The organism is Micromonospora sp. NPDC005806, from assembly GCF_042871425.1.
Lineage (GTDB): Bacteria > Actinomycetota > Actinomycetes > Mycobacteriales > Micromonosporaceae > Micromonospora.
This window is the reverse complement of the sequence record NZ_JBIAIL010000001.1, coordinates 138,993-164,274: the sequence shown is the minus strand read 5'-3', so window position 1 is coordinate 164,274 and position 25,282 is coordinate 138,993. Positions and strand designations below refer to the sequence as shown.

Below are 25,282 nucleotides of genomic sequence, written 5' to 3'. Positions count from 1 at the left end.
TGACCCGGTACGGGGCCCCGGCCCGCGACCGTCGTTGCCGCGGCGGTCACGGGCCGGGGACACGGGCCGCCGTGGTCGGGTGAGGCGAGGAACGCGGCGGGGAGCCGGTCCGACCACGGCGGACGTCAGGTGCGGGTCAACTCCAGCGGTACGACCATGCCGGGTCCGGGTCGGGGTCCGCGATCGGAAGCACCTTGACCCGGTGCCGGCCGGCGCGGACGGCCCCCACCGACGCCAGCGCCCGGGCCAGCAGCAGGGCTGCGTCCCGGTCCTCGGCGTGGACGACCTGGCGGCGCGGCTCCGGCGCGGTGGTCTCGTCCCGCAGTCGACCGCCGCCGGCCCACGCGGCCGCGATGTCGGTGTCGGCGACGGATCGGATCTCGGTGCGGACGATCAGGAACCGCATGAGTGTCCCCCGGGTACGGATGGACGGATACGCGCTGGAACTTCCACGTCACTCTTCCGTCATGTTACGCCGGGTGGTCGTCCCAGCAAGTGAAACTCGACGATTGTTCGAGTGCGTGGTCCGATCGGTGGACCCCAGGTCAGCACGCTTGTCGGGGGTGGACACACGAGGGCCGCCGGCACGACGCCGACGGCCCCGCGGTGTTCGGCGGATCAGTTCAGATCGAACTGCCCGTTCTTTGCGCCGGCGATGAAGCCCAGCCATCCGGCCCGGTTGAACAGCAGCACCGGCCCGCTGCGGTCCTTGCTGTCGCGGAGCGCCACCGCCGCCGGCCCGGTACGCAGGGGCGCGACCTCGACGCAGTTCGAGGTCTGGCTCCGGGTGCTCTTGCGCCAAGCGGCGCCGGCGAACTGCCGCGCGAGGTCGGCCGAACTGGTGCGGATCTCGTTCATGGTCCTGCTCCTGCTCTGGAGTGCTCCGATGGGGACGAGTGACGCCGCAGGCCGGACGGCCGGTCCTGGATGGATCACCGGTCCGTCGTGAGACGCCCCGAGTTGCGGCGGCGCTGGGCCGGCGCGGCCGCCGGTCCGAACGCCGCTGTGGACTCGGCTGCCGTTTCGGTCCGACCCGTCGCCTCGAAGAGCCAGGTGAGGGTGTCCGATGCGGAGAGCGCCGCCGAGCATAGCCACTCGAACACCACTTTATAGCGATTTAGGGTGTTTGCCTCGGTGGACATGACGTCGGTGAACCCGCCTTCGATGGCCAACGTCTCAGGGTCGAGCGGGTCGGCGAACCGGTAGACCGAGAACGCGGTCGGCGGGAGGTAGAAGTCGCCGACCCGCGCGTCGCGCAGCTGCATGCGCAGGGTGACGTTCGGCAGCAGGGCCAGCTCGCAGAGGTGGGCGAGCTGCTCGTGCAGCACCTCGGGCGGGCCGGCCCGCCGGCCGACCGCCGCCTCCTCCAACACCGCTGTGTACCGGGGCGCGTCGGGGCGGGTCAGCAGCGACTGCCGGGCCTGGCGCGCGCGTACCTCGGTCTCCGGGTCCTCGCCGGCCTCCGGGTCGCCGGCCTGCTCCGCCACCCGCGCCGCGGAGATGATCCGGTGCCGGGCGTACCCGGGGGTCTGGAGCAGCCCGGGGACCAGCACCGGGTTGTACTCGGAGATCTCCGCGCAGCCCGCCTCCAGCTCGGCGAAGCCACGCTGCTGCTGGGTCATCACCGGGAAGTTCTTCAACCAGCCACGCATGTCGCCGGCTTCCTGCGTGATCGCGAGCAGCTCCGTGCGCAGCTCGTCGCCCGCGCCGTAGAGGGTCAGCAGCACGCCGACGTCGTCCGGGTCGGGACGGCTGCGTCCGTTCTCCAGCCGGGACAGCTTGGACGCGGAGGCCCAGCCGATCCGCTCGATGACCTGGTCCCCGGTGAGGCCGGCCTGCTCGCGCAGCCGGCGCAGCTCGGTGCCGAGCCTGCGACGGCGCAGGATCGGGCCTGGTGCGGCAGGAGGCACGGTGCCCTCTCTTCTCCGTCGGCCGTAGGACGCGGCGGCAACTGTGTGACAGTCACCACCCACGGTCAGTATGGACGTCGTGACCAGGACCGGAAGTTCCGGTGCGGGCGTGTCTCGCGACAAAAAGAGGACGCTGGCGGGGGCTCGACGCTCCGGACGAGGACGTCCGGGACCGGACACCACCCCTCGACGCCGAAGAGCGGCCGCCCCGGGTGGGGCGGCCGCTCTTGACGGGTGCGAATGGGGATGGGTCAGCGGGCGGCGCTGGCGAGGTGCTGCTTGACCTGGTTGATCGACGGGTTGGTCAGGGCGCTGCCGTCGTCGAAGCGCAGCGTCGGCACGGTCTGGTTGCCGCCGTTGACGCTCATCACGAACTCCGCGGCCTTCGAGTCCTGCTCGATGTCGACCACCTCGTACGCGATGCCCTCCCGGTCGAGCTGCGACTTCAGCCGGTGGCAGTAGCCGCACCACGAGGTGGAATACATCGTCAACATGGTCAGGTCCTCCAAGGGGTGGCTCCACGCCCGGTCCGGGTCAGGCCAGGCTAACCGCTGCAACATCGGCGAGGGCTGAGATGATTCCTGGCTGTGGTGGTTCACTCAGCGGCGGAACGCGTGCTGGCCGGACTGGATCCGGAGCAGCGGTCCGCGGTGACCGCCCCGGCCGGCCCGGTGTGCATCCTGGCCGGCGCCGGGACCGGCAAGACCCGGGCGGTGACCTCCCGGATCGCCCACCGCGCGCTCACCGGGGACATCTCGGCCCGGCACGTGCTGGCGGTCACCTTCACCGCCCGCGCCGCCGCCGAGATGAGGGCCCGGCTCAACGTGCTCGGCGTCACCGGCGTCCAGGCCCGCACCTTCCACGCGGCGGCGCTGCGCCAGGTCCGCTACTTCGCGCCCCGGCTGCTGGAGGGGCGGGCCATGCCGGAGTTGCTGGACAGCAAGGTCCGGGTGGTCACCCTGGCCGCCGCCAAGGTCGGCCTGCGCGCCGACCGGGCCGCCGCCCGCGACCTGGCCGGCGAGATCGAGTGGGCCAAGTCGTCGCTGGTCGAGCCCGCCGAGTACGCGGTGGCCGCGGCCAAGGCGCTGCGCGAGACCCCGTACGAGCCGGCGAAGGTGGCCGAGGTCTTCGCCGCGTACGAGCGGCTCAAGCGCGGCAACGGCGTGATCGACTTCGAGGACATGCTGCGCGCCGCCGTCTGGGGGATCGAGGAGCACGCCGACGTCGCCGAGCAGGTACGCGGCCAGTACCGGCACTTCGTCGTCGACGAGTACCAGGACGTCAACCCGCTCCAGCAGCGGCTGCTGGAGGCCTGGCTCGGCGGTCGGGCCGACCTCACCGTGGTCGGCGACGCCAGCCAGACCATCTACTCGTTCACCGGGGCGACCTCGTCGTATCTGGTCGACTTCCCGCGCCGCCACCGCACCGCCACCGTGGTCCGGCTGGTCCGCGACTACCGCTCCACGCCCCAGGTGGTCGGGCTGGCCAACGCGGTGATCTCCCAGGCCCGGGGCGCGGAGTCGCGGCTGCGGCTGGAGCTGCACGGTCAGCGTCCGCCCGGTCCGGAACCCGAGCTGCGGATCTTCACCGACGAGCCGGCCGAGGCCAACGCGGTCGCGGCCCGCTGCCGGGCGCTGATCGACGGCGGCACCCCGGCCCGGGAGATCGCCGTGCTGTTCCGCACCAACGCCCAGTCCGAGGCGTACGAGAAGGCGCTCACCGAGGCCGAGGTGCCGTACGTGGTGCAGGGGGCGGAACGCTTCTTCGAACGGCCCGAGGTGCGCCAGGCGATGGTGGCGTTGCGCGCCGCCACCCGGTCCGTCCCGGGGGAGACCCCGCTGCCGGCCGCCGTCGTGGCAGGGCTCGCCGCGGTGGGCTGGGCCCCGGACGCACCCCCGGCCGGCGGCGCGGCGCGCGAGCGGTGGGAGGCGCTCGCCGCCCTGGTCCAGCTCGCCGAGGAGTACGCGGCAACGCCCGAGGTGGTGCCGGTCGGCGAGGCCGTCGCCATCGAGCGGCCGGTGACGCTGGCCGACTTCAACGAGGAACTGGCCCGGCGGGCGGCCCAGCAGCACGTGCCCACGGTCGAGGGGGTGACGCTGGCCTCGCTGCACTCGGCCAAGGGCCTGGAGTGGGACGCCGTCTTCCTGGTCGGTCTCGCCGAGGGCACCCTCCCCACCACGTACGCGAAGACCCCGGAGCAGGTCGAGGAGGAGCGGCGGCTGCTCTACGTCGGCATCACCCGGGCGCGGGAGTGGCTCTGGCTGTCGTACGCCGCGGCCCGCTCGCCCGGCGGCCGGGCCCGGCGGCCCTCCCGCTTCCTGCCGCAGCTCGACCGCTCGGGCGGCGCCGAGCGGGCCGGTGCCGGCGCGGCCCGGCGGACCGAGCGGCGGCGGACCCAGGTGGTCTCCTGTCGGATCTGCGGGGCCACCCTGCTCGCCGGGGCGGACCGGAAGCTGGGGCGCTGCCCGACCTGTCCGTCGGACATCGACGAGGAGCTGTACGAGCGGCTACGAGAGTGGCGGCAGCGGGTGGCCGGGGCGCAGAAGGTGCCGGCGTACGTGGTCTTCACCGACGCCACGCTCACCGCGTTGGCCGAGCGGAGGCCGGGCCGCACCGAGGAGCTGATCGCGATCGCGGGGATCGGCCCCCGCAAACTGGGACTTTACGGGGATACAGTGCTGGCCCTGGTGGGCGGCGCGACGGTCGACGAAGTCTGCCCGCAGAAAAGTTTCGAAATCTAGCCGTAAATCGTTTGCCCTCGCCCCGAGGCGAGGAATAGCCTCAGGACACACCTCGCGAGCGGCGCCATTCTGGCTGCTCACGAGGGATGAGTCCATGGTCGGCACGAGGAACGTGAGGGAGGTGGCACCCGTGGAGATCTTCACCTATGAGCGTCCGGCGGCGATGCCAGCTGCCTGCGCTCCGCTGGCGGCTGTCCGGGTGGCCCTTGCCGCTCGACCGTCGGTTCCGCAGGTGCACCAGGTCCGGGTTCAGGCCGAGCTGAACCTGACCGTGGCGCCGCTGACTGGAATCGAGGGGACCAGTGGCTTCACGGGCATGGGCATCGGTGACGTCAAGAAGCGCACGGATGTCCGCGGCGTTCCACCTCGAGGTAGACCGGTCTGATCCACCAGACCACCGGCTCACCTCGAGGCCGCGGAACCCGCACACCGGGATCCGCGGCCTCAGTTTTTTTTGCACCGCCGTAGTGCCGAAGTACGTCGGAAATGCGATCCACGAGATCGAAGTGAGAGAGAGGTGACCGGAGGATGAGTCTGGCGTTGGCCCCGCTCGACGTGAGCGTCGAGGTGGAGGCGAACCTGCCCTGCCGGAAGTTCGACCCCGACCTGTGGTTCTCCGACTCGCCCACCGAGCTCGAGCTGGCCAAGTCGCTCTGCGGGGACTGCCCGCTGCGCGTCGAGTGCCTCGCCGGTGCGGTGGAGCGGGCCGAGCCCTGGGGCGTCTGGGGCGGCGAGATCTTCGAGCGTGGCGCGGTCGTCCCGCGCAAGCGGCCCCGTGGCCGTCCGCGCAAGGAGGACCTCGCCCGCGACGCCCAGCTTCGGGTCGAGGCCGAGGCGCGACTGGCGGCCAGTGGGCTGTCCGAGTCGCGCAGCGCGGTCCGGCTGGCAGCCTGACACAACCCCGTTCCAACGTCCCCGCCGGTGACCTCACCGGCCGAGAAAAGAAAGCCGAAACCGATGCTGCACCTGCCGAACGGAACCGAGATGCAACTACTCCACGAAGCGTTGTCCCGGGCTCGAATGCCCCGGCCTCAGGCCGGTCGCACCACGAGCACTGAGGCAACCCGTTCCGCCCGTACCGTCGCGATGAAGAGCCGGAGCCAGTCGGCTCGCGACCTGGGCGTTCTCTAGATCCCTACCCAGTACGACGGGGGCGGTGGCCGGACGGCCACCGCCCCCGTGGCGTTCCCGACTCAGGCCACCGGGGCGAAGCCGGGCAGCCAGCGCTCCAGGATCGTCCGGTACGGCGCCTTCGCCTCCAGTTGGCAGAGCACCCCGATCGAGCCCAGCGTCACCCGGTGGATCATCAGGTACGACGGGGGCAGGTTGAGCTGACTTCTGAGCTGGTACGCCGGCGAGCGGGGGCTGGCCAGCCGGGCCGCCTCGCCGCGCAGCCAGGCCCGGGTGAACCGGAACTCCTCGGCGGCGATCGGCTCCAGCATCGGCCCGAGGAAGTCGAGCACCCCCTCGGCGTCGATCGGCTCGGTCTGGCTGACGAAGCCCTCCGCGCGCAGCCCGGCCACCACCGCCCCTGCGTCGCCGCGCAGCGCCAGCGCGGCGATCCGGCCGATCGGCTCGGGGGTGCCCTCCGGCATCCTCGCCACCGCGCCGAAGTCGATCACGCCGAGCCGGCCGTCCGGCAGCAGCCGGAAGTTGCCCGGGTGCGGGTCGGCGTGCAGCAACCCGGCCCGCATCGGCGCGGAGAGGTGCAGCTCCGCCATCAGCCGGCCGGCCTCGTCGCGCTGCTCCTCGCTGCCGTTCCGGATGATCTCCGCCAGCGGGGTGCCCTCGACCCATTCGGTGATCAGCACCCGGGGCGAGGCGTCCAGCACCGCGGGGATGTAGATGTCCGGGTCGTCGGCGTACGCGGCGGCGAAGGCGCGCTGCGACTCGGCCTCCAGCTCGTAGTCCAGCTCCTCGGTGATCCGTTCGCGCAGCTCGACCAGGAGCGGCTTGACGTCCAGCCCGGGCTGGATCGCCCGGAACATGCCGCCCAGCCGGGAGAGCTGCTTCAGGTCGGCGAGCAGCGCGTCCCCCGCGCCCGGGTACTGGATCTTCACGGCCACGTCCCGGTGCTTCGGGCCGCCGTTCGGGCCGTACCCCGGGTCGCGCCAGACCGCGCGGTGCACCTGGCCGATGCTGGCGGCAGCGGCCGGGGTGTCGTTGAACTCCACGAACCGATCCCGCCAGTCCGGCCCGAGCTGCTCGGCGAGGACCTTGTGCACGGACGCGGCGGGCAGCGGCGGGGCGGCCTCCTGGAGCTTGGTGAGCGCCTGCCGGTAGGGGGCGGCGATCTCCTCCGGCAGCGCCGCCTCGAAGACCGACAGCGCCTGACCGAACTTCATCGCCCCGCCCTTGAGCTGCCCGAGCACGCTGAACAGCTGCTCGGCGGTGCGCTGCTGGATCTCGGCGGAGATGACGTCGGACGCGAGCCCGGTGACCCGCTTGCCCATGCCGAGCACGGTCCGGCCGGCGAAGCCGAGCGGCAGGGCGGCGAGCTTGGCGGTCCGGGATACGGCGCGGCGCGGGATGTCGGTCACCCGGTCATTGTTACCGACTCGGGGGGTCCGCTGTTGCTCCGAAGCCGGGAGCGGGTGAGGCTGCCCGGATCGGGCGACGTCCGGAGCACCGGCAGGACGGATGCGGCGGCCACCGGCGGCGCCGGAAGTGGCCGGCCCCGGCGACCTCGACCGCGCAGCCGAGGGTCTCCGGGACGCCGCCGTCGAGGTGGGCCAGCGCCTCGGCGACCGCGTACGCGACCGCCGCCAGGCGGGTGGTGGCGGTGCAGGCGCGCTCGGTGTCGTCGGCCGCGAGCTGGGCGGCGAGCGCCGGCCAGTCCGGATCCCGGTCGACCCGATGCAGGTCGAGGCAGTTCAGACAGGGGCCCACCGGCGGCCGGACCAGCGGCCCGACCACCGGTACGCCGCCGCGCAGGTCGACCAGGAGGTGGGGCTGGCGGCGCTGCGCGTAGCCGGCGGCGAGCAGCGCCGCGGGCCGGTCCGTGCCGAGCCGGACCACCAGGTCGACCGGGCCGCGGCGGAGCGCTCCGGTCTCCGTGCCGGGCGCGCACCGGCTCAGCGCACCCCGGACCGCCGCGGCCAGCGGCCGGCCCACCTCGGCCGCGGTCAGGCCGGTGCCGACCAGGTCGGCCGGACGGACCGGGCCGGCCAACTCGGGCGCCACGTGCCCGACGCCGGCCTGGGCCAGCGCCACCGCGATCGCCCCGCCACCCCGGCCGGTGCCGGTGACCAGCACGCGGGCCGCCCGGCGGCGGCGCACCACCTGGGCCGGCGTGCCGGGTGGGCCGGCCGGCGCGAGCGCCAGGGCGTCCGCCTCGCCGGCGAGCCGGGCCCGGACCGGCCCCGCGAGGTCGCGGGGAAGCAGGCTGTGCGCCGGTACGACGAGACCGGCGGCGCGGAGCGTGTCGAGCAGGACCCGGGCCTCGTCCGGCGCCACCTGGGCGGTGGCCGCGTGGGCGAGGACCGCCCGCTCGCTGCGAGTGCCGTCCAGCAGGTCGAGCAGCCGGGCGGCCCGGGGATTGGCCACCTCCAGCAGCATCGCCCGGCCGGGTTCGACCCCGAGCTGGAGGGTGTGCCGGTCCCGCCAGAGGCGGGTCAGGCCCGGCAGGAGGGTGGGGCGGGGGAGCGGCGTCGGGTGGGACATGACACGGATAGTGACCGTGTCTCCGCTCTCCGTCGATCGTTGTCCACAGGTGCGCCCGCTTGGATCCGGGGTTGTCCACAGCGTTGACCAGGGTTGTCCACAACCAGCCGGTAACCAGTGTCGGCCAGCCGACAGTCAGGCCCGGACGCGAAACGGGGGAGGGTGGCCGACGGCCACCCTCCCCCGTTCGAGCCCTACGGGTCAGACCTTGGCCTTGCCGAGGATGCGGTTCACTGTTGTGCCGCACACCGGGCACTTGCCCTTGGCCATGTTCATGCCGGTCTTCGAGACCTCGATGCGGCCCTCGAAGTCCCGCTTCTCCTTGCACTTCACGCAGTAACCGTTGTAGGTCTGGGCCTGGTCGGCCACGGTAGCCCCTCCTCGTCTCGTCCGCCGGGCACGCCGTCCCGGTGGGTTTCCCTGCGGCGGGCCACGCGCGGCACCGGCGCCGGGGGGTTCGGCGGCCACGCTCGTGACCGCTGGTTGGCGGACCCTACCCAGGTATGGGCAGTTCCATGTCAGCTGTGCGTTGACTCTGTGAGCAAGTCGACGTCGAGAGTGTGCATGCCGAGTTACGTCGGATAAGTCAGTTTGGCGGGGACACGCCGGGTGAATGCGCTCAGATCCCCCTTAGGGAGGGCCCCACGCGACGGCCCGTCCGTAGATCACCTAACGTGGGCGGGGGCCGACAGGTGACGGTCGAACGCGTCGCGCGGGTCACCCGCAAAGAAATTTTTCCGACTCCTGACGACCAACCGCCATTTTCCGGGCGCGTGTCGTCGTGTTGACTCTTGCGGACTGCTGGTCAGTACGCATTAGCTTTCCCTCGTGACAGTCATCCGAGGCTGCGCGGACCAGTGATGGCCGGGACGCGGAAGCCCGTCGTCGAGGTACGGCGCAGTCAGCGCCGGCGACGCACGGTGTCCGCGTACCGGGACGGGGAGCGGGTCGTGGTGCTCATCCCGGACCAGTTCTCCCGCGCCGAGGAGAGCGAGTGGGTCGACCGCATGCTGGCCCGGCTCGCCGCCCGGGAGGGCCGGCTCGCCCGCTCCGACGCCGAGTTGCTGGCCAGGGCCACCCGACTGACCAACCTCTACCTGCCCGAGCACGGCGCCGAGGCCGCCCCGGCCAGCGTCCGCTGGGTCACCAACCAGAACGGCCGCTGGGGCTCCTGCACTCCGGCCGACCGGACAATCCGGATCTCGCACCGGATCCAGGACATGCCCGACTGGGTGATCGACTACGTGCTCCTGCACGAGCTGGCGCACCTGATCGTGCCGAGCCACAACGCCTCGTTCTGGGCCCTGGTCGGCCGGTACCCGAAGTCCGAGCGGGCCCGCGGCTACCTGGAGGGCGTCGCCTCCGCCGCCGGCATCTCCTTCGCCGACTGATCCCAGCCCGCCCCGCCTCGCCGAATGGTCGCGCGGATCTTGGGGCGTGGGCAGGGGTTAGGGTCGGGCAATGGCCCGACGTGTGGTGGTGGCGTTGCTCGGACCGGTGGCCTGGACGCCGCCGGGGATCGACCCGACCCGGTGGCGTACCTCGCTGGCCGAAGACGTCGTGGACCTGCTGGCCACGCTCAACGAGGTGGAGACGGCGGTCGCGGTGACCCCGGGGGACCGCTGGTTGGCCGACGCCGTCGTCTGGCCGGGCACCGCCGTCCTCGAGGTGCCGGCACCCACCGTCAATGCTGTGTTCGCCACCCTGGCCGGGCCCGCCGACGCCGCGTCGCCCGGCGACGCCGGGCGGGCCGGGGAGGCCGCGCCGCTTGTGGATGCCGCTTCGCCGGCTGGCACCGGACCGGCCACTGAGGCCGCATCGGCTGTCGGCGCCGGGAGGACCGGGTACGACCAGGCGGCCGTGGTGGTCGCCGACGCACCGGACGTGCCGGGGCTCACCCTCGGCAAGCTGCTCCGGCCGCTGTCCAGCCGGCCGGTCGCGGTGGCCCCGGTGGAAGGGAACGGCCTTGGCCTGCTCGGCGTGGCGGCCCGGCTGCCCGTACCGAACTGGCTGCCGGCGGTGGATTTGAACACGACCGGCCCGGCCGAGGTGCGGGCGGCCGCCCCACGCCCCGGGGACGTGGCAGTCACCGCCGGCTGGCGCCGGCTGCGTGGCCCGGCCGACCTGGCCGCCCTCGACCCGGCCTTCGAGGGCTGGGAGGCAACCCGCTCCCTGCTCTCCGGCCACCCGAGCTGATCTGCCGGGACCCGCTGTGCTCGGCGAGCGGGAGGCCCCCGCAGCAAGATCCGCACAACTCCCGGGAAAGAGTGGCCTCAGCACCGCGGCGTGAGGGCACAGTTTCCCTGAAGTTGTGCGGATCTTGGGGGATGGAGGGGCTCAGGACTTGTCGCCGTCCTCGCCCGGGGGCTGCTCCTCGGGGGCACCGGGAGCGGTGAAGTCGAAGTTCGCCAGCTCCTCGTCGAGGTCGGTGCTCGTCGTGGCGAACGCCTCCGGGTTGGCGAAATCGTCGTCCGAGGGGAGCAGGTCCGGGTGGCCCCAGACGGCGTCCCGGCCGGCGATCCCACGGTGCTCGGTGAGTGCCGCCCAGAGCACGGTGGCCTCGCGCAGCCGGCGCGGCCGCAGCTCCAGGCCGACCAGGGCGGCGAAGGTCTGCTCGGCCGGCCCGCCCGCCGCCCGGCGGCGGCGGAACGCCTCGCCGAGGCGTACGACGTTGGGCAGCCGCTCGCCCGCGGCGCTGTCGACCACGTGGCACACCCAGCCCTCGACCAGGGCGAGCACCGTCTCCAGCCGGGCCAGCGAAGCCTTCTGCGCCGGGGTGTCCTCCGGGGTGAAGATCCCCTCCAGGGCGATCGCCTGCATCGACTCCGGGTCGGTCGGGTCGACCCGGCCCATCGCCTCCTCGATCGCCTCCCGGTTGACCCGGATGCCGGCGGCGTAGTTCTCCACCGCCGTGAGCACGTGCCCGCGCAGCCACGGCACGTGCTGGAAGAGCCGCTGGTGGGCCGCCTCACGCAGGGCGACGTAGAGGCGTACCTCGTCCTCGGGCAGCTCCAGGCCCTCGCCGTACGCCCGGATGTTGGCCGGGATGAGTGCCGCGGTGCCCGCGGGGCCGAGCGGCAGGCCGATGTCGCCGGCCGAGAGCACCTCGGCGGCGAGCGAGCCGAGCGCCTGGCCGAGCTGGCCGCCGAAGAGCGCGCCGCCCAGCGTGGCGACCATCGACTGCATCGGGCCGAGCTGGGCCCGGGCCTCCGGCGGCACCAGGTCGCCCATCGCGCCGACCATCCGGCTGGCCACCGGGTCGCAGAGCTTGCGCCAGACGTCGAGGGTCTTGTAGATCCACTCGTTGCGGTTCCAGGCGACCGACGCCCGGATGCCGGAGGGCCACGAGGTGGCCGGCTCCAGCCAGAGGTCCGCGATGCGCAGGGCCTCCTCCACCGCGTTGCGTTCGAACGGCGAGACCGCCGGGTCGCCGGCGGCGGCGAGCTGGCTGGCGGCCACCTGCCGGGCGAGGTCCCAGTTGACCGGCCCGCTGCCCGGCGCGGAGAGCAGGTGCTGCAACTGCGACATGAACTGCTGCATCTGCGCGGGATCGTTGGGGTCTGGTGGTTGCCCACCCGGGAGCGCGAAGCCGAATGGAATATCAGGCACGACGTCTACGGTACGCGTGCCGCGCCGCAGGTCGCGCCCGCTGGCGTTGCGCTGAGGGCGAAGTCCGGCGGTCGTCGCGCCGGACATCACACCCCCGTCGGTACGCTCTGCCGCATGAGACGTCGCGGCGTGACCGTACTCCTCGGTGCACTGCTCACCGCCCTGCTCAGCGTCGGGGTGCTGAGCGTGCCCATCCCGTACGTGGTGCTCGGTCCCGGCCCGACGGTCAACACCCTCGGCACCGCCGACGGCAAGGAGGTCATCCAGGTCGACGGGCGGCCCACGTCCACCTCCGCCGGCCAGTTGCGGCTCACCACGGTCGGCGTGCAGCCCACCGTCCGGCTCCGCTCGGCGCTGGCCGGCTGGTTCTCCCGGGACGAGGCGGTGGTGCCGCGCGAGCTGGTCTATCCGCCGGGCGAATCGCAGGAGGAGGTCGAGAAGCGCAACGCCGAGGACTTCCAGAACTCGCAGACCAGCGCCGAGACGGCCGCGCTGCGGGAGTTGGGCTACCCCATCCAGGTGCTGGTGAAGGCGGTCACCCCGGGCGGGCCGTCGGTCGACGTGCTCAAGACCAACGACGTGCTCACCTCGGTCGACGGCCAGCAGGTGACCAGCGCCGCCCGGCTCACCGAGCTGATCCGGGCCAAGCCGGCGGGGACCGCGCTGAAGATCGGGTACACCCGGGCCGGCGTCCCGGCCACCGCCACGCTGACCAGCCGGGAGCAGGACGGCCGGCCGCGGATCGGCATCGAGATCGACCAGCAGCAGCCGCACCCGTTCACCCTCAAGATCGACCTCGGGGACATCGGCGGGCCGAGCGCCGGGCTGATGTTCGCCCTGGGCATCGTCGACAAGCTGGAGCCGGCCGACCTGACCGGCGGCAAGGTCATCGCGGGCACCGGCACCATCGACGACGAGGGCCGGGTCGGGCCGATCGGCGGCATCGCGCAGAAGCTGGTCGGCGCCAAGGAGGCCGGGGCGAAGGTCTTCCTGGTGCCCGCCGACAACTGCGCCGAGGCGGTCCGTAACCCCCAGCCCGATCTGCCGTTGCTCAAGGTGGCGTCGTTGGACGACGCGCTGAAGGCGCTGGAGACGCTGCGCGCCGGAGGGCAGCCGACCCGCTGCTGAGCCGGGACCTGGTGGTCCCGCCGGACGATCGTGACGTGACCTTGACCCGACGTGTTCAGGAACACCCCGTACTCTGGGTGCCTGGTCGGAGCCGATCACATCGAGCGTGCGGAGCCAACAGTGGTCATGCATAGCAGCCCCCTGCCGAGGATGAGCCGGCGCGGACGCGTCACCATCGGGGTCCTGATCGGGGTGTTCCTGCTGTTCACCCTGGTCGGGTGGGGGGTCAACGCGTGGACCGACTGGCTCTGGTTCGACGAGGTCCGCTACACCCAGGTCTTCACCGGCGTCCTCGCCACCCGGCTGCTGCTGTTCCTGGTGGTCGGGCTCGGCATGGCGCTGATCATCGCCAGTAACCTCTGGCTGGCGTACCGGCTGCGGCCGCAGCTGCGTCCGCACTCCCCGGAGCAGGCCACCCTGGAGCGCTACCGGATGATGCTGAGCCCGCGGCTCGGCACCTGGATCGCGCTGGCCGCCGCGATCATCGGGCTCTTCGCCGGGCTCTCCGCGCAGAGCCGGTGGAGCCAGTGGCTGCTGTTCCGCAACGGTGGGAGCTTCGGCGTCAAGGACCCGGAGTTCGGGGTCGACGTCGGGTTCTACGTCTTCCAACTGCCCTTCTGGCGCTACCTGCTCGGGGTCGGGTTCACCGCGGTGGTGCTCGCCCTGCTCGGCGCGCTGGCCGTGCATTACGTCTTCGGCGGGGTGCGGCTGCAGGGCGTCGGTGACCGGATGACCAATGCGGCCCGGGCTCACCTGAGCACGCTGGTCGCGATCTTCGTCCTGCTAAAGGCCGTCGCGTACGTGCTGGACCGGCGGGCGATGCTGCTGGAGTACAACGAGGGCGCCAAGCTCTACGGCGCCGGCTACGCCGACGTGAACGCCCTGCTCCCGGCCAAGGAGATCCTGGCGTACATCTCGATCGTGGTGGCGATCGCGATCATCGTGTTCTCCAACGCGCTGATGCGGAACCTGGTCTGGCCCGGCATCGCGCTGGCGCTGCTGGGCGTCTCGGCGGTGGCGATCGGCGGCATCTACCCGTGGGCGGTGCAGACCTTCGAGGTCAAGCCGAGCGCCCGGGACAAGGAGGCCCCGTACATCCAGCGGAGCATCGAGGCGACGCGGGCCGCGTACGGGCTGACGGACACGAAGGCCACGCCGTACGCGGCGAACAACCTCGTCCCGCCGGCCAGCCTGGCCACCGACACCTCGGTGGTGCAGAACGTCCGGCTGCTCGACCCGCAACTGGTCTCCGAGACGTACACCCAGCTCCAGCAGGTCCGGGGCTTCTACGACTTCGGCTCGAAGCTGGACATCGACCGGTACGCGGTGGCCGGCAAGACCTCCGACTACGTGGTCGGGGTCCGCGAGATCAACTACGGCGAGCTGACCGACCAGCAGAGCAACTGGATCAACCGGCACACCGTCTACACCCACGGCTACGGCCTGGTCGCCGCCCCGGCCAACCAGGTGGTCTGCGGCGGTCAGCCGTTCTTCGTCTCCGGCTTCCTCGGCGACAAGGCGCAGGAGGCCTGCTCCTCGCAGGCCGAGCAGATCCCGGCCCAGCAGCCGCGGATCTACTACGGCGAGCGGATGGAGCCGGACGACTACGCGATCGTCGGGCAGACCGGCGACCGGAACGTCGAGTTCGACAAGCCGACCTCCGCCGGTGGCGAGCAGTACTACACCTACACCGGCGAGGGCGGCGTCAAGATCGGCTCGTTCACCCGCCGGCTGCTCTACGCGATCAAGGAGCAGGAGTCGAACTTCCTCCTCTCGGAGGCGGTGAACAACGACTCCAAGCTGCTCTACGTGCGCAACCCGCGGGACCGGGTGGAGAAGGTCGCACCGTTCCTCACCGTGGACGGCGACCCGTACCCGGCGGTGGTGAACGGCCGGGTCCTCTGGATCATCGACGGCTACACCACGGCGGCCACCTACCCGTACGCCGATCGGGTCAACCTCCAGGCCGAGACGGCCGACGAACTCACCGGGCGGGGCACCTTCCAGCTCGCCCGGGAGAACGTCAACTACATCCGCAACTCGGTGAAGGCCACCGTCGACGCGTACGACGGCACGGTGAAGCTCTACGCGTTCGACGACGCGGACCCGGTGCTGAAGGCGTGGAACAAGGCGTTCGGCGGCGACCTGGTGCTGCCCAAGGGAGACATCCCGCCGGAGCTGGCCGAGCACTTCCGCTACCCGGCCGACCTGTTCAAGGTGCAGCGCAACCTGCTCACCAAGTTCCACGTCACCGACCCCGGCGACTTCTACTCCGGGCAGGACTTCTGGCAGGTGCCCAACGTGCCGGACGCGCCGGACAGCGGGCAGAAGCAGCCGCCGTACTACCTCTTCACCCAGTTCCCGGGCCAGGAGGGGCCGCGCTTCCAGCTCACCTCGGCGGTCACCCCGAACCGGCGGCAGAACCTGGCCGCGCTGGTGTCCGGGTCGTACGTCGACGGGCAGCCGAAGCTGGAGGTGCTGGAGCTGCCGGACCAGACCCGGATCTCCGGTCCGGTGCAGGTACACCAGCAGATGACCAACAACGGCGACATCCGGCAGCAGCTCAACCTGCTCTCCTCCAATCAGGCACAGGTGCAGTACGGCAACCTGCTCTCGCTGCCGTTCGCCGACGGGATGCTCTACGTCGAGCCGGTCTACGTGAAGAGCAGCAACCAGGACGCGTACCCGTTGCTGCAGAAGGTGCTGCTCTCGTACGGCGACGGCGGCTCGTACGTGGTGCTGGCGAACAACCTCAGCGACGGCATCAAGCAGCTCGTCGAGCAGGGCAAACGAGCGCAGGGCGGCACTCCGCCCGCGGCGGGCGGCACTCCGCCGACGGGCGGCACTCCGCCGACGGGCGGCACTCCGCCGACGGGCGGCACCAGCCCGCCGGTGCTCACCGGTGAACTGGCCCAGGCCGCCGAGCGGGTGCAGGGCGCGATCGCCGAGGTCAAAGCCGCTCAGGCGTCCGGTGACTTCGAGCGGTACGGACGAGCGCTGAAGGCGCTGGACGAGGCGATGACCGCGTTCCAGCAGGCGCAGTCGGCGGCGAATCCGTCGACCCCGGCGCCCGGCGGCAGCCCGTCGGCCTCGCCGTCACCGAACGGCTGACGCCGACCCGACCACGCGAGCCCGTGGCCCGGAAACCCCTAGCGGTCCCGGACCACGGGCTCGTGTCGCTTTCCGGGCGGAACGCCCGCAACCCGGCAGTGCCACCGCGCCGGGCGGCCGACGGGTTGCGGAGGTGGCTGGGCTGAGAGCCCGCTTTTGCGCCCCTTGGGGTCGGTGCGCTACGGTAGACGAGCCGACGCGGGGTGGAGCAGCTCGGTAGCTCGCTGGGCTCATAACCCAGAGGTCGCAGGTTCAAATCCTGTCCCCGCTACTCGTCGCGAAGGGCCCCGGAGATCATCTCCGGGGCCCTTCGCCGTATGTCGTTCGCCGCGATCGGGGACCCGGCTGATCTCCACGGCGGAGATGCGATAGGCTGTACGAGCCGACGCGGGGTGGAGCAGCTCGGTAGCTCGCTGGGCTCATAACCCAGAGGTCGCAGGTTCAAATCCTGTCCCCGCTACTCGTCGCGAAAGGCCCCGGAGACTTCTCCGGGGCCTTTTGTCATTCTTCGGCTCGGAAGGCCCTCACCTGGCACCACTCCATCGAGGAAGGCTTGCCGGGAAAATTCTGAGAGGATACTCTCGAAACATGTCTCTCAGAAATCCCGAGCCCGAGGGCAACCCGTACGGCGACCTCGAGCTGACCGACCCGACGGCGATGCGGGCGCTGTCGCACCCGGTCCGGCTCGCCATCCTGTCGCGGCTCCAGCGGCACGGCGCGGCGACGGCCACCGAGCTCTCCGAGCACGTCGGCGCGTCGCCCTCGGTGACCAGCTGGCACCTGCGCCACCTGGCGCGGTTCGGCCTGGTCCGGGACAGCGCCCACGGCGGCGACGCGCGCAAGAGGTACTGGGAGGCGAGCGCGCGCGGCTTCCGGTTCCAGTTCCCCGACGACGAGGATGGGCGGGTCGCGAGCCAGGTGCTGAGCCGGACGATGTTCGCGCAGCACGAGGACACCCCGCGGCGCTGGATGGCGGAGGTCGAACCGCGGTTGGAGCCCGAGTGGCGCCGGGCAGCCGGCCTGTCCAACACCGGGGTGCGGCTGACCCCGACCGAGCTGGCCGCCGTCAACGCCGCGATCGAGCAGGTCCTCGCGCCGTACGTCACCCGCGACCCGGCCGATCAGCCGCCGGGCTCCCGGCACGTGCGGATCATGCGGTACGTCATGCCCGAGGCGGACGAGCGGTGAGCGGTCCGGCGGCGGCCCGCCCGCCACTGCTCCGCGAACCCGGCTTCCGCTCGTTCTTCGTCGCGCACACCGTCTCCCAGTTCGGCGACCGAATCTCCGAGCTGGCCTTTCCGCTCCTCGCGGTGCTTCTCCTCGACGCCACCGCCGTCCAGGTGTCGGTGCTGACCGCCCTGGTATGGCTGCCGAACCTCGCCGCGATCTTCCTCGGTGCCTGGGTGGACCGGCAGCCGAACAAGAAGCGGCTGCTGGTGGCGGCGGACCTGATCCGGGCCGGGCTGCTGGTGACGGTGCCGCTCGCGTTCGCGTTCGACGCCGGCACGCTGGCCCAGCTCTACGTAGTGGCGTTCCTGACCGGCACCGCGGCGGTGCTGTTCAACACGACCTACCCGGCCTTCTTCGTGCTGCTGGTGGACCGGTCCCGCTACCTCGACGCCAACGGCGCGCTCAGCGCCAGCCGGTCGGTCTCCTTCATCGCCGGGCCGGCCATCGGGGGTGCGCTGGTCCAGGCGCTGACGGCCCCGGTCGCGATGCTGGTCGACGCGGTCTCGTTCGCGCTCTCCGCCCTGGGTATCACCCGGGCCCGGCCGGACGGCGCGGTGCCGCCCGTGCCGGCGGACGACCCCGGGGCCGGGACGTTGTGGCAGCGGGCCCGGGACGGGCTGCGGTTCACGCTCCGGGACCCGGTGCTCCGCGCGAGCCTCGGCTGCACGACCACGGTCAACTACTTCACCTTCGTGTTCAACGCGCTGCTCGTGCTGTTCGCCACCCGTACGCTCGGGCTTCCGTCCGGACTGCTCGGTCTCGCTCTGGGAGCCGGGGCGGTCGGCGGCCTGCTCGGCGCGGTCGTCACGCCCCGACTCGCCGGCCGCATCGGCGTGGGTCGCGGCGTCATGCTCGGCGCCGTCGTCTTCCCGGCCTCGATCGCGATCGTCGCGGTGGCCGACGGGCCGCTCTGGTCGAAGGCCGTGCTGGTGGGCGCGGCGGAGTTCCTCTCCGGCGTGGGCGTGATGCTGTTCGACGTCAACCTCAACGCGCTCAAGGCCGCGGTCATCCCGGACGGCCTGCGCAGCCGGGTGGCCGGTGCGTACTCCGCGATCAACTACGGGATCCGGCCGCTGGGCGCGCTGACCGGTGGGGCGCTCGGCAGCTGGCTCGGTCTGCGCCCCACGCTGTGGATCGCGGCGATCGGGGGGACCTTGTGCGTGCTCTGGTTGCTCCCGTCGCCGATCCCCGGGATGCGTTCCCTGGACGACGTCGACCGGCTGGGCCGGCCGGAGCCGGAGCCGGCGGGCGCCGGACGATGACGCGCATCTACCCTGCCCCGGTTGCATGTCTCGGCGACGATGAGGGCATGTCTGCTTGGAGCAAATGGTGGGGCCGGCTCGGCGCGGTCCTCGGCGCGGTCGTGCTCGCGGTGTTCGTGCCGGTCGCGGCCTGGGCGTCGACGGGGAATGGCGAGCTGGTGGTGGAGGCCGTCCGGCGGCGCTCCCGGGGTGGCGGTGGCTTCCTCGGGCTGCTCTGCTGCCTGGTGGTGGTCGTGGTGATCGTGCTGCTGGTGCTGCGGCTGATGCGCAACCGGCGCGGCGGCCCGCCGCGCTGACCCGACGGCCGGCGCCCGGTCCGCCGGCCGGGCGCCGGCCGCCGACGGGTCACGCGGCCAGCGCCGCGTTCGCCTGCGCCATGAACCGGGAGGTCGCCGACCGGGCCCCGGACCGCTTCGCGCGGATGCTCTCGGCGGCGGCGATGAGCAGGGTACGCACCCGCGCGTGCCCCTTCGGCGGGGGAGCGGGCGCGGGTCCCATCAGGGCGCCGAGCTCGTTGCCGAAGGCGATCAACCGCTTCTCGGCCCGGTCGGTGACGCCGTCGGTGACGAACTGCCGGACCGGGACGCTGGCGTTCAGCCCGCGCTCGGTGCCGAGGATGCGGCCGGCCGCCACGTTGTTGGTCAAGAAGTTGATCACGTCGATGACCACGTCGGGCTGGCGGGTGCCCCGGAACGCCGCCCAGTACATCGACGCCCGGGGCCACTGCGCGGCCGGGGTGCCCGGGAGGGCGGTCATGCCCAGTTCGTCGTGGGTCCGGCGCTGGAGGTCCGGGAGCTGGTGCGACCAGGCGAAGGATCCCGCCGTCTGCCCGGTGACCACCAACCGGCGGTCCAGCTCGCCGCTGTCCGCCAGCTCCACCAGGGCGACGCTCGGGGTGGCCCGGTCGTAGCGGGCCACCTCCCAGTATTCGAACCAGTCGAGCAGCTCGGCGGAGCTGAAACCGAGCTGCCGCCCCTGGTAGAGCTCGCTGCCCTGGCCCCGCAGCCAGAGCCAGAGCGCCCGGTAGTCACCGGAGGCGTCCATCGTGCCGGCCACCCGGTTGCCGGAGGCGTCGGTGACGTCAGCCGCCCAGCGGGCGTAGTCCTTCCAGGTCATGCCGGTGTGCGGCTCGGGTCGGCCCAGGCGGCGCAGCAGGTCCCGGTTGTAGACGAGCGCGGCGTTGGTCTGCGCGGCGGCGACCGCCATGGTCCGGCCGTCCACCTGGCCGTACCGGGCCAGGTTCTCCGGTAGGCCGCGCAGGTCGAGCCGGTTGTCGGCGACGTACCGGCTGAGGTCGAGGACGATCTCCCGCTGGGCGTACTCGGTCAGCATGGTGTCCTCGATCTGGAACAGGTCGGGCACGTTGCCCCCGGCGGCCTGGGTGGCCAACCGGTCGTAGTAGCCGGTGCGGCCCTGCCAGGTGAGCCGGAACCGCACTCGGGGGTGCTGCTGGGAATAGAGGCGCAGCGCCTTGTCGGTCGCCTCGGCCCGCCGGGCCTCACCCCACCAGAACACCGACAGCTCGATCGGCTCGTTGTCGACCCGGCGTTCCACCTCCGGCGCGCAGCCGGCCAGTCCGCCGCCGAGCAGCGGCAGCCCGGTGAGTGCGCCGAGGAGCCGCCGCCGGTCGAGACCGGGACGGGGCACGGACTGCGGAGGGCGCACGGGGTTCTCCTGGGGCGCGGGCGGCGGCTGCGGACGGACCATTTACACAGGCCCCGGGCGAGGGTGTCAACGTCGGCGTCGTACGCCGTCGACCCGGGGTGGGCGGGACGGCCGGTGGCCGCACCGGGAGATCAGCCTGCCCCATGGTGTACTAGGCGCCGTGGAACTTCTGCACTCGGGCAAGGTCCGGGACGTGTACGCCGACGGCGACGACCTGATCCTGGTCGCCTCCGACCGCATCTCCGTCTACGACGTGGCGCTGCCGACCCCGATCCCGGACAAGGGCCGCCTGCTCACCGCCCTGTCGCTGTGGTGGTTCGAGCAGCTCGCCGACCTGGTGCCGAACCACGTCATCTCCGCCACCGACGTGCCCGAGGAGTTCGCCGGCCGGGCGATCCGCTGCCAGCGGCTGGAGATGGTCCCGGTCGAGTGCGTGGCGCGGGGCTACCTGACCGGCGGCGGCTTTGCGGAGTACCAGCGCACCGGCGCGGTCTCCGGCGTGGAGCTGACCCGCGGCCTCGTGGAGGCGTCCATCCTGGCCGAGCCGATCTTCACCCCGTCGACCAAGGCGCCCACGGGCGAGCACGACGAGCCGATCACGTACGCGCAGGTGGTCGACAAGTTCGGCGCGGAGACCGCCGAGCGGCTGCGGCAGATCACCATCGACGTCTACCGGCGCGGCGCGGAGATCGCCGCCGACCGGGGCATTCTGGTCGCCGACACCAAGATCGAGCTGGGCTGGGCGCCGGACGGCACCCTGGTGCTCGCCGACGAGGTGCTCACCTCCGACTCGTCCCGGTTCTGGCCGGCCGAGTCGTACCAGCCGGGCCGCGCCCAGTTCTCCTACGACAAGCAGTACGTCCGGGACTGGGCCACCGAGAGCGGCTGGGACAAGCAGCCGCCGGCCCCGGAGGTGCCGGCCGAGGTGGTCGAGGCGACCCGGGCCCGCTACGTCGAGGTCTACGAGAAGCTCACCGGCAACCGCTGGGACTGAGTCGGCCACGGCAGCGCCGCAACTGCCGGAGCGTGCCGCGCCTCCCCTCGGTCGACCCGTACGATCAACAGGCGTGCGTGACATTGCCGTCTTCAGCGGAACCGCCCACCCCGACCTCGCCGCCGAGATCTGCACCCACCTCGGCGTACCGCTGCACCCGGTCCGGGTGTCCCGGTTCGCCAACGACTGCCTCGAGGTGCAGTTGCAGGCGAACTGCCGGGAGCGGGACGTCTTCCTGATCCAGCCGCTGGTGCCGCCGGTGCAGGAGCACCTGGTGGAGCTGCTGCTGATGATCGACGCGGCCCGCGGTGCGTCGGCCGGGCGGATCACCGTGGTGCTGCCGCACTACGCGTACGCCCGGTCGGACAAGAAGGACGCGCCGCGGATCTCCATCGGCGGCCGGCTGGTGGCCGACCTGCTCACCTCGGCCGGCGCGGACCGGGTGCTCGCGATGACCCTGCACTCGCCGCAGGTGCACGGCTTCTTCAGCGTCCCGGTGGATCACCTGCACGCGCTGCGGGAGCTGGCCGCCCACTTCAAGAGGTACGACCTGAGCAACGCGGTGGTGGTCTCGCCGGACCTGGGCAACGCCAAGGAGGCGGCCGCCTTCGCCCGGCGGCTCGGCACCCCGGTCGCGGCCGGCGCGAAGCAGCGGTACAGCGACGACCGCGTCGAGATCAGCACGGTGATCGGCGACGTGGCGGACCGGGACGTGATCGTGCTGGACGACGAGATCGCCAAGGGCAGCACGATGATCGAGCTGATGGCCCACCTGCGCGAACGGAAGGTCCGCTCGATCCGACTGGCCTGCACCCACGGCCTGTTCTCCAGCGGCGCGCTGAAGCGGCTGAGCGAGCAGGAGGGGGTGCTGGAGATCGTCTGCACCAACACCGTGCCGATTCCGGCGGAGAAGCGGGTGCCGAAGCTGGAGGTGCTCTCGGTGGCGCCGGCCCTGGCCGAGGCGATGCGGCGGATCCACAACGGCGAGTCGGTGAGCGCCCTGTTCGAGTGAACCGCCCGGTCGCGCCCGCCGGGTCCGGGTCAGCCCTCGGCGGGGCGGGGGATGTGCTGCCGGGCGGCCAGCGCGGCGCTGATCCGGACGACGGTGCCGGCCGCCCCGGTCTCGACCGCCATGGCGTCGCTCAGCTCCCGGGCCAGCCAGAGGCCCCAGCCGCCGGCGGTGTCCGCCGCGGGCCGGCTCCGGTCGCTGAGCCGCCGGACGCTGATCCCGTGCCCGTGGTCGGCGACCTCGCAGATCAGCTCCTCGGCCTGGCGCCACAACCGCAGCCAGCCCTGGCCGCCGCCGTGCCGCACGGCGTTGGTGATCAGCTCGTTGACCGCCAGCACGAAGTCGTCCAGCCGCTGGCCGTCCAGCCCGGCGGCCCGCGCGCAGGAGGTGACCGAGTGCCGTAGCGCGGTCACCCGGCCCTGGTCGAAGGCCTCGCCGATGAGAAGGGAACGTTCGATGGGCACAACCGTACGCGGTGCGGGGGGTTCTGCGTTCGTCATGGCCCCGTCCCGGCGGTTGGTCTCGGCGATTTTCGCGGCATTTCCACCGTACGTCAGGGTTTCCCACGTCGCACCCGCCGCCCCCGCCCGGCCGAACTGTGGGATGGTGTCGCGCATGCCGTCGTCCCCGGGTGGCCTGGAGGTCCCGCTCTGGCGGTCCATCGCGGTGTTCCGCTTCGCCTCGCTGGCGTACGTGGGCCTGCTGGTCCTCCGCGACGCCCACCGGTACGCGCACCCGCTCGCCGCCGGCGGCGTACTCCTGGTCATGCTGGCCTGGACCGGGGTGACCGCGGCCGGCTACGCGCGCCCGGCCGGGCGGCGCTGGCCGTTGCTCCTGGCCGACCTCGGGGTGGTCCTCACGATCATGCTGGCCACCCCGTGGGTGGTGGGGCGCGTGGCGCTCGCCGCCGGCGTGCCCACCCTGACCGTGGCCTGGCTGGCCGGGCCGGTGCTGGCCTGGGCGGTCGCCGGCGGCCGGCGGCGCGGCGCGGTCGCCGCCCTGGTGCTCGGCGGGGTCGACCTGGCCACCCGGGAGCGGATCAGCCAGTCCTCGCTCACCGGGGTGATCCTGCTGCTGCTCGCCGGGGTGGTGGTCGGGCACGTGGCCCGGCTGGCGGTCACCGCCGAGGAGCGGCTGCAACGGGCGGTGGAGCTGGAGGCGGCCACCCGGGAGCGGGAGCGGCTGGCCCGGGACATCCACGACTCGGTGCTCCAGGTGCTCGCGCTGGTGCAACGGCGCGGCGCCCAGCTGGACGGCGAGGCGGGCGAGCTGGCCCGGCTGGCCGGCGAGCAGGAGGCCGCCCTGCGCGCGCTGATCGGCCGCGCCGGCGCCGGGCCGGCCGACGAGGGGGACGTCCGGGACCTGCGCGACCTGCTCGACCGGTACGCCTCGGCGACGGTCGAGGTCGCCGCGCCGGCCACCCCGGTCCCGCTGCCCGGCCGAGTGGCCGGGGAGCTGGCCGCCGCGGTCGGGGCGGCGCTGGACAACGTGGCCCGGCACGCCGGCGGGCGGGCCTGGGTGCTGGTCGAGGACGAGGGGGAGACGGTGACCGTCTCGGTACGCGACGGGGGACCGGGGATCCCGGAGGGGCGGCTGGCCGAGGCCGCCGCGCAGGGCCGGCTCGGGGTGGCGCAGTCGATCCGGGGCCGAATGGCCGACCTGGGCGGCGAGGTGCGCATCGTCTCCGCCCCGGGCGTCGGCACGGAGATCGAGTTGAGCGTGCCGAGGAGCGGCCGATGAGCATCCGGGTGATGGTGGTCGACGACCACCCGATGTGGCGGGAGGGAGTGGCCCGCGACCTCACCGAGGCCGGCTACCTGGTGGTGGCGACCAGCGGGGAGGGGCGGCAGGCGGTGCGGGTGGCCCCGGCGGCCCGCCCCGACGTGGTGGTGCTCGACCTGCAACTGCCGGACGTCTCCGGGGTCGAGGTGGTCCGCGGCCTGCGCGCCGCGCTGCCGGACGTCCGGGTGCTGATGCTGTCGGCGAGCGGCGAGCCGCAGAGCGTGCTGGACGCGGTCAAGGCCGGCGCCACGGGCTACCTGGTCAAGTCGGCCGCGCCGGCCGAGTTCCTGGACGCCGTGCGCCGGACCGCGGCCGGCGAGCCGGTGTTCACGCCCGGGCTGGCCGGACTGGTGCTGGGGGAGTACCGCCGGCTGGCCGCCGCGCCCGCCGCCCCGGACGACGCGGCACCGCGGCTCACCGAACGGGAGACCGAGGTGCTGCGTCTGGTGGCCAAGGGCCTGTCGTACAAGCAGATCGCCGAGCGGCTCGGGCTCTCCCACCGCACCGTGCAGAACCACGTGCAGAACACGCTCGGCAAGCTCCAGCTCCACAACCGGGTCGAGCTGACCCGCTACGCCATCGAGCGGGGCCTGGACGACTGACGGTCAGTGCGACTCCGGCGGTCGGGTCTCGTGGACGGCCAGTTCCTCCGCGGTCGCCCCGCCACCGGCCGAGCCGGCGTCGTACGCGACGTTGTCGGTCTCCTGGTCGGTGTGCGCGCCCTCGTCCGGCTCGACCAGCCGGCCCACTTCGTGGTCGGCCACGGTGCCGAGCTGGCCGTGGTCGTAGATCGAGATCGGCGAGTGCGGGTCGGAGGTCGGGCCCGGGTCGATCACGTCGGCGTCGAGCTGGGCCTGCGCGGCGGCCTCCTCGCTGTCCGCCTCCGCGGCGATGTCCGGGTCGACCGGGCCGGCGAGCGGGTCGTCGGCGGGTCGCTCGTACACCTCCCGCTGGAGCTTGTAATCCAGCGACTCGCCGTCGAGCTGCTCCTCGGCGGTGGTCCCGAACCGGTCCACGGCCACCGGGTTGCGGTCGCTGGGCAGCTGGGCCGGCTCCGGGCCGTCCGCCTCGCGCCCGGTCAGGACGTCGTCGTTGGCGGTCGAGTCGTCGTCGGCCGTGTCGGGCAGGCCCTCCGCCTCGGGATCGGACACGGGGGTGGGGTACTCGTCGTCGCGCAT

25 protein-coding genes and 2 tRNA genes are annotated in these 25,282 nt (G+C 72.7%); 16 read left to right on the top strand and 11 right to left on the bottom strand.

Annotation, left to right across the window (positions count from 1 at the left end):
* Nucleotides 1-136 precede the first annotated feature (136 nt).
* From ACFYOS_RS00790 to ACFYOS_RS00775, 4 genes are all read right to left on the bottom strand, one after another.
* Nucleotides 137-406 (bottom strand): hypothetical protein, encoded by a 270-nt coding sequence (locus tag ACFYOS_RS00790; RefSeq protein ID WP_387134427.1) that lies wholly within the window; start codon nt 404-406, stop codon nt 137-139.
* 212 nt (nt 407-618) lie between these two features.
* Nucleotides 619-858: a DUF397 domain-containing protein gene (locus tag ACFYOS_RS00785; protein ID WP_387134425.1), complete on the bottom strand. Its 240-nt coding sequence runs from the start codon at nt 856-858 to the stop codon at nt 619-621.
* Between the two features lie 74 nt (nt 859-932).
* The gene (locus tag ACFYOS_RS00780) at nt 933-1,910 is read right to left on the bottom strand and encodes a helix-turn-helix domain-containing protein (protein ID WP_387134423.1); all 978 of its coding nucleotides are present in this window, start codon (nt 1,908-1,910) and stop codon (nt 933-935) included.
* 251 nt (nt 1,911-2,161) lie between these two features.
* Nucleotides 2,162-2,404, bottom strand: coding sequence for a mycoredoxin (locus tag ACFYOS_RS00775; protein ID WP_387134420.1), 243 nt, complete (start codon nt 2,402-2,404; stop codon nt 2,162-2,164).
* Nucleotides 2,405-2,497: 93 nt separating this feature from the next.
* Here ACFYOS_RS00775 and ACFYOS_RS00770 point away from each other — a divergent pair, with 93 nt between their 5' ends.
* From ACFYOS_RS00770 to ACFYOS_RS00760, 3 genes are all read left to right on the top strand, one after another.
* Nucleotides 2,498-4,651 carry an ATP-dependent DNA helicase UvrD2 gene (locus ACFYOS_RS00770; protein WP_387134418.1) on the top strand — a complete coding sequence of 718 codons (2,154 nt, stop codon included), beginning with the start codon at nt 2,498-2,500 and terminating at the stop codon, nt 4,649-4,651.
* A gap of 130 nt (nt 4,652-4,781) precedes the next feature.
* Nucleotides 4,782-5,036, top strand: coding sequence for a hypothetical protein (locus ACFYOS_RS00765; protein ID WP_387134416.1), 255 nt, complete (start codon nt 4,782-4,784; stop codon nt 5,034-5,036).
* 143 nt (nt 5,037-5,179) lie between these two features.
* Nucleotides 5,180-5,545: a WhiB family transcriptional regulator gene (locus tag ACFYOS_RS00760; RefSeq protein ID WP_091068617.1), complete on the top strand. Its 366-nt coding sequence runs from the start codon at nt 5,180-5,182 to the stop codon at nt 5,543-5,545.
* Between the two features lie 299 nt (nt 5,546-5,844).
* On the opposite strand, the gene ACFYOS_RS00755 is transcribed toward ACFYOS_RS00760, so the two are convergent.
* From ACFYOS_RS00755 to ACFYOS_RS00745, 3 genes are all read right to left on the bottom strand, one after another.
* Nucleotides 5,845-7,191, bottom strand: a complete 1,347-nt coding sequence (locus ACFYOS_RS00755) for an ABC1 kinase family protein (RefSeq protein ID WP_387134414.1) — start codon at nt 7,189-7,191, stop codon at nt 5,845-5,847.
* A 10-nt stretch (nt 7,192-7,201) separates the two neighbouring features.
* Entirely contained in the window at nt 7,202-8,314 is a 1,113-nt protein-coding gene (locus ACFYOS_RS00750) for a TOMM precursor leader peptide-binding protein (protein ID WP_387134411.1), read from the bottom strand.
* Nucleotides 8,315-8,515: 201 nt separating this feature from the next.
* Nucleotides 8,516-8,683 (bottom strand): DUF5679 domain-containing protein, encoded by a 168-nt coding sequence (locus tag ACFYOS_RS00745; RefSeq protein ID WP_165945332.1) that lies wholly within the window; start codon nt 8,681-8,683, stop codon nt 8,516-8,518.
* Nucleotides 8,684-9,174: 491 nt separating this feature from the next.
* Here ACFYOS_RS00745 and ACFYOS_RS00740 point away from each other — a divergent pair, with 491 nt between their 5' ends.
* Both ACFYOS_RS00740 and ACFYOS_RS00735 read left to right on the top strand, forming a co-directional pair.
* A complete protein-coding gene (locus ACFYOS_RS00740; RefSeq protein WP_387134408.1) occupies nt 9,175-9,705 on the top strand; it encodes a M48 family metallopeptidase in 531 nt (176 codons plus the stop codon).
* Nucleotides 9,706-9,775: 70 nt separating this feature from the next.
* Complete coding sequence (locus ACFYOS_RS00735) at nt 9,776-10,510, top strand: hypothetical protein (protein WP_387134406.1); 735 nt, start codon at nt 9,776-9,778, stop codon at nt 10,508-10,510.
* Between the two features lie 141 nt (nt 10,511-10,651).
* On the opposite strand, the gene ACFYOS_RS00730 is transcribed toward ACFYOS_RS00735, so the two are convergent.
* Nucleotides 10,652-11,854: a zinc-dependent metalloprotease gene (locus tag ACFYOS_RS00730; RefSeq protein ID WP_387135218.1), complete on the bottom strand. Its 1,203-nt coding sequence runs from the start codon at nt 11,852-11,854 to the stop codon at nt 10,652-10,654.
* 183 nt (nt 11,855-12,037) lie between these two features.
* Between ACFYOS_RS00730 and ACFYOS_RS00725 the strand changes: the two genes are divergently transcribed.
* The 7 genes from ACFYOS_RS00725 to ACFYOS_RS00695 all read left to right on the top strand — a co-directional run bounded on the left by ACFYOS_RS00725 (nt 12,038) and on the right by ACFYOS_RS00695 (nt 18,950).
* Nucleotides 12,038-13,051 (top strand): PDZ domain-containing protein, encoded by a 1,014-nt coding sequence (locus ACFYOS_RS00725; RefSeq protein WP_387134405.1) that lies wholly within the window; start codon nt 12,038-12,040, stop codon nt 13,049-13,051.
* Between the two features lie 150 nt (nt 13,052-13,201).
* Nucleotides 13,202-16,162 (top strand): UPF0182 family protein, encoded by a 2,961-nt coding sequence (locus ACFYOS_RS00720; RefSeq protein WP_387134402.1) that lies wholly within the window; start codon nt 13,202-13,204, stop codon nt 16,160-16,162.
* Nucleotides 16,163-16,359: 197 nt separating this feature from the next.
* Nucleotides 16,360-16,433: transfer RNA gene (locus ACFYOS_RS00715), tRNA-Met, on the top strand.
* Nucleotides 16,434-16,548: 115 nt separating this feature from the next.
* Nucleotides 16,549-16,622 (top strand) — tRNA-Met (locus ACFYOS_RS00710).
* A 128-nt stretch (nt 16,623-16,750) separates the two neighbouring features.
* The gene (locus ACFYOS_RS00705) at nt 16,751-17,350 is read left to right on the top strand and encodes an ArsR/SmtB family transcription factor (RefSeq protein WP_387134400.1); all 600 of its coding nucleotides are present in this window, start codon (nt 16,751-16,753) and stop codon (nt 17,348-17,350) included.
* A complete protein-coding gene (locus ACFYOS_RS00700) occupies nt 17,347-18,654 on the top strand; it encodes an MFS transporter (RefSeq protein WP_387134398.1) in 1,308 nt (435 codons plus the stop codon). The genes ACFYOS_RS00705 and ACFYOS_RS00700 overlap by 4 nt, the downstream gene beginning before the upstream one ends.
* A 47-nt stretch (nt 18,655-18,701) precedes the next feature.
* Entirely contained in the window at nt 18,702-18,950 is a 249-nt protein-coding gene (locus tag ACFYOS_RS00695) for a hypothetical protein (RefSeq protein WP_387134396.1), read from the top strand.
* 49 nt (nt 18,951-18,999) lie between these two features.
* On the opposite strand, the gene ACFYOS_RS00690 is transcribed toward ACFYOS_RS00695, so the two are convergent.
* On the bottom strand, nt 19,000-20,319 hold the full coding sequence (locus ACFYOS_RS00690; protein WP_387134394.1) for an ABC transporter substrate-binding protein: 1,320 nt from the start codon (nt 20,317-20,319) through the stop codon (nt 19,000-19,002).
* Between the two features lie 160 nt (nt 20,320-20,479).
* Between ACFYOS_RS00690 and ACFYOS_RS00685 the strand changes: the two genes are divergently transcribed.
* Both ACFYOS_RS00685 and ACFYOS_RS00680 read left to right on the top strand, forming a co-directional pair.
* Nucleotides 20,480-21,313 carry a phosphoribosylaminoimidazolesuccinocarboxamide synthase gene (locus ACFYOS_RS00685; protein WP_387134392.1) on the top strand — a complete coding sequence of 278 codons (834 nt, stop codon included), beginning with the start codon at nt 20,480-20,482 and terminating at the stop codon, nt 21,311-21,313.
* 73 nt (nt 21,314-21,386) lie between these two features.
* The gene (locus ACFYOS_RS00680) at nt 21,387-22,325 is read left to right on the top strand and encodes a ribose-phosphate diphosphokinase (protein WP_387134390.1); all 939 of its coding nucleotides are present in this window, start codon (nt 21,387-21,389) and stop codon (nt 22,323-22,325) included.
* Nucleotides 22,326-22,354: 29 nt separating this feature from the next.
* Here the strand turns inward: ACFYOS_RS00680 and ACFYOS_RS00675 are convergent, their stop codons facing one another.
* On the bottom strand, nt 22,355-22,822 hold the full coding sequence (locus ACFYOS_RS00675) for an ATP-binding protein (RefSeq protein WP_387134388.1): 468 nt from the start codon (nt 22,820-22,822) through the stop codon (nt 22,355-22,357).
* Between the two features lie 115 nt (nt 22,823-22,937).
* Between ACFYOS_RS00675 and macS the strand changes: the two genes are divergently transcribed.
* On the top strand, nt 22,938-24,062 hold the full coding sequence (gene macS / locus ACFYOS_RS00670; protein WP_387134386.1) for a MacS family sensor histidine kinase: 1,125 nt from the start codon (nt 22,938-22,940) through the stop codon (nt 24,060-24,062).
* Nucleotides 24,059-24,706 carry a response regulator gene (locus ACFYOS_RS00665; RefSeq protein ID WP_387134384.1) on the top strand — a complete coding sequence of 216 codons (648 nt, stop codon included), beginning with the start codon at nt 24,059-24,061 and terminating at the stop codon, nt 24,704-24,706. The genes macS and ACFYOS_RS00665 overlap by 4 nt, the downstream gene beginning before the upstream one ends.
* Nucleotides 24,707-24,709: 3 nt before the next feature.
* Here ACFYOS_RS00665 and ACFYOS_RS00660 read toward each other — a convergent pair whose 3' ends face one another.
* Nucleotides 24,710-25,282, bottom strand: a complete 573-nt coding sequence (locus ACFYOS_RS00660; protein WP_387134382.1) for a DUF5709 domain-containing protein — start codon at nt 25,280-25,282, stop codon at nt 24,710-24,712.

What these genes read in the sequence shown, in the direction of transcription:
- ACFYOS_RS00790 (WP_387134427.1), bottom strand. Translation starts at nt 406, where the DNA reads ATGCGGTTCCTGATCGTCCGCACCGAGATCCGATCCGTCGCCGACACC.
- ACFYOS_RS00785 (WP_387134425.1), bottom strand. Translation starts at nt 858, where the DNA reads ATGAACGAGATCCGCACCAGTTCGGCCGACCTCGCGCGGCAGTTCGCC.
- ACFYOS_RS00775 (WP_387134420.1), bottom strand. Translation starts at nt 2,404, where the DNA reads ATGTTGACGATGTATTCCACCTCGTGGTGCGGCTACTGCCACCGGCTG.
- ACFYOS_RS00760 (WP_091068617.1), top strand. Translation starts at nt 5,180, where the DNA reads ATGAGTCTGGCGTTGGCCCCGCTCGACGTGAGCGTCGAGGTGGAGGCG.
- ACFYOS_RS00750 (WP_387134411.1), bottom strand. Translation starts at nt 8,314, where the DNA reads ATGTCCCACCCGACGCCGCTCCCCCGCCCCACCCTCCTGCCGGGCCTG.
- ACFYOS_RS00740 (WP_387134408.1), top strand. Translation starts at nt 9,175, where the DNA reads ATGGCCGGGACGCGGAAGCCCGTCGTCGAGGTACGGCGCAGTCAGCGC.
- ACFYOS_RS00735 (WP_387134406.1), top strand. Translation starts at nt 9,776, where the DNA reads ATGGCCCGACGTGTGGTGGTGGCGTTGCTCGGACCGGTGGCCTGGACG.
- ACFYOS_RS00730 (WP_387135218.1), bottom strand. Translation starts at nt 11,854, where the DNA reads ATGCAGCAGTTCATGTCGCAGTTGCAGCACCTGCTCTCCGCGCCGGGC.
- ACFYOS_RS00725 (WP_387134405.1), top strand. Translation starts at nt 12,038, where the DNA reads ATGAGACGTCGCGGCGTGACCGTACTCCTCGGTGCACTGCTCACCGCC.
- ACFYOS_RS00720 (WP_387134402.1), top strand. Translation starts at nt 13,202, where the DNA reads ATGAGCCGGCGCGGACGCGTCACCATCGGGGTCCTGATCGGGGTGTTC.
- ACFYOS_RS00705 (WP_387134400.1), top strand. Translation starts at nt 16,751, where the DNA reads ATGTCTCTCAGAAATCCCGAGCCCGAGGGCAACCCGTACGGCGACCTC.
- ACFYOS_RS00695 (WP_387134396.1), top strand. Translation starts at nt 18,702, where the DNA reads ATGTCTGCTTGGAGCAAATGGTGGGGCCGGCTCGGCGCGGTCCTCGGC.
- ACFYOS_RS00675 (WP_387134388.1), bottom strand. Translation starts at nt 22,822, where the DNA reads ATGACGAACGCAGAACCCCCCGCACCGCGTACGGTTGTGCCCATCGAA.
- macS (WP_387134386.1), top strand. Translation starts at nt 22,938, where the DNA reads ATGCCGTCGTCCCCGGGTGGCCTGGAGGTCCCGCTCTGGCGGTCCATC.
- ACFYOS_RS00665 (WP_387134384.1), top strand. Translation starts at nt 24,059, where the DNA reads ATGAGCATCCGGGTGATGGTGGTCGACGACCACCCGATGTGGCGGGAG.
- ACFYOS_RS00660 (WP_387134382.1), bottom strand. Translation starts at nt 25,282, where the DNA reads ATGCGCGACGACGAGTACCCCACCCCCGTGTCCGATCCCGAGGCGGAG.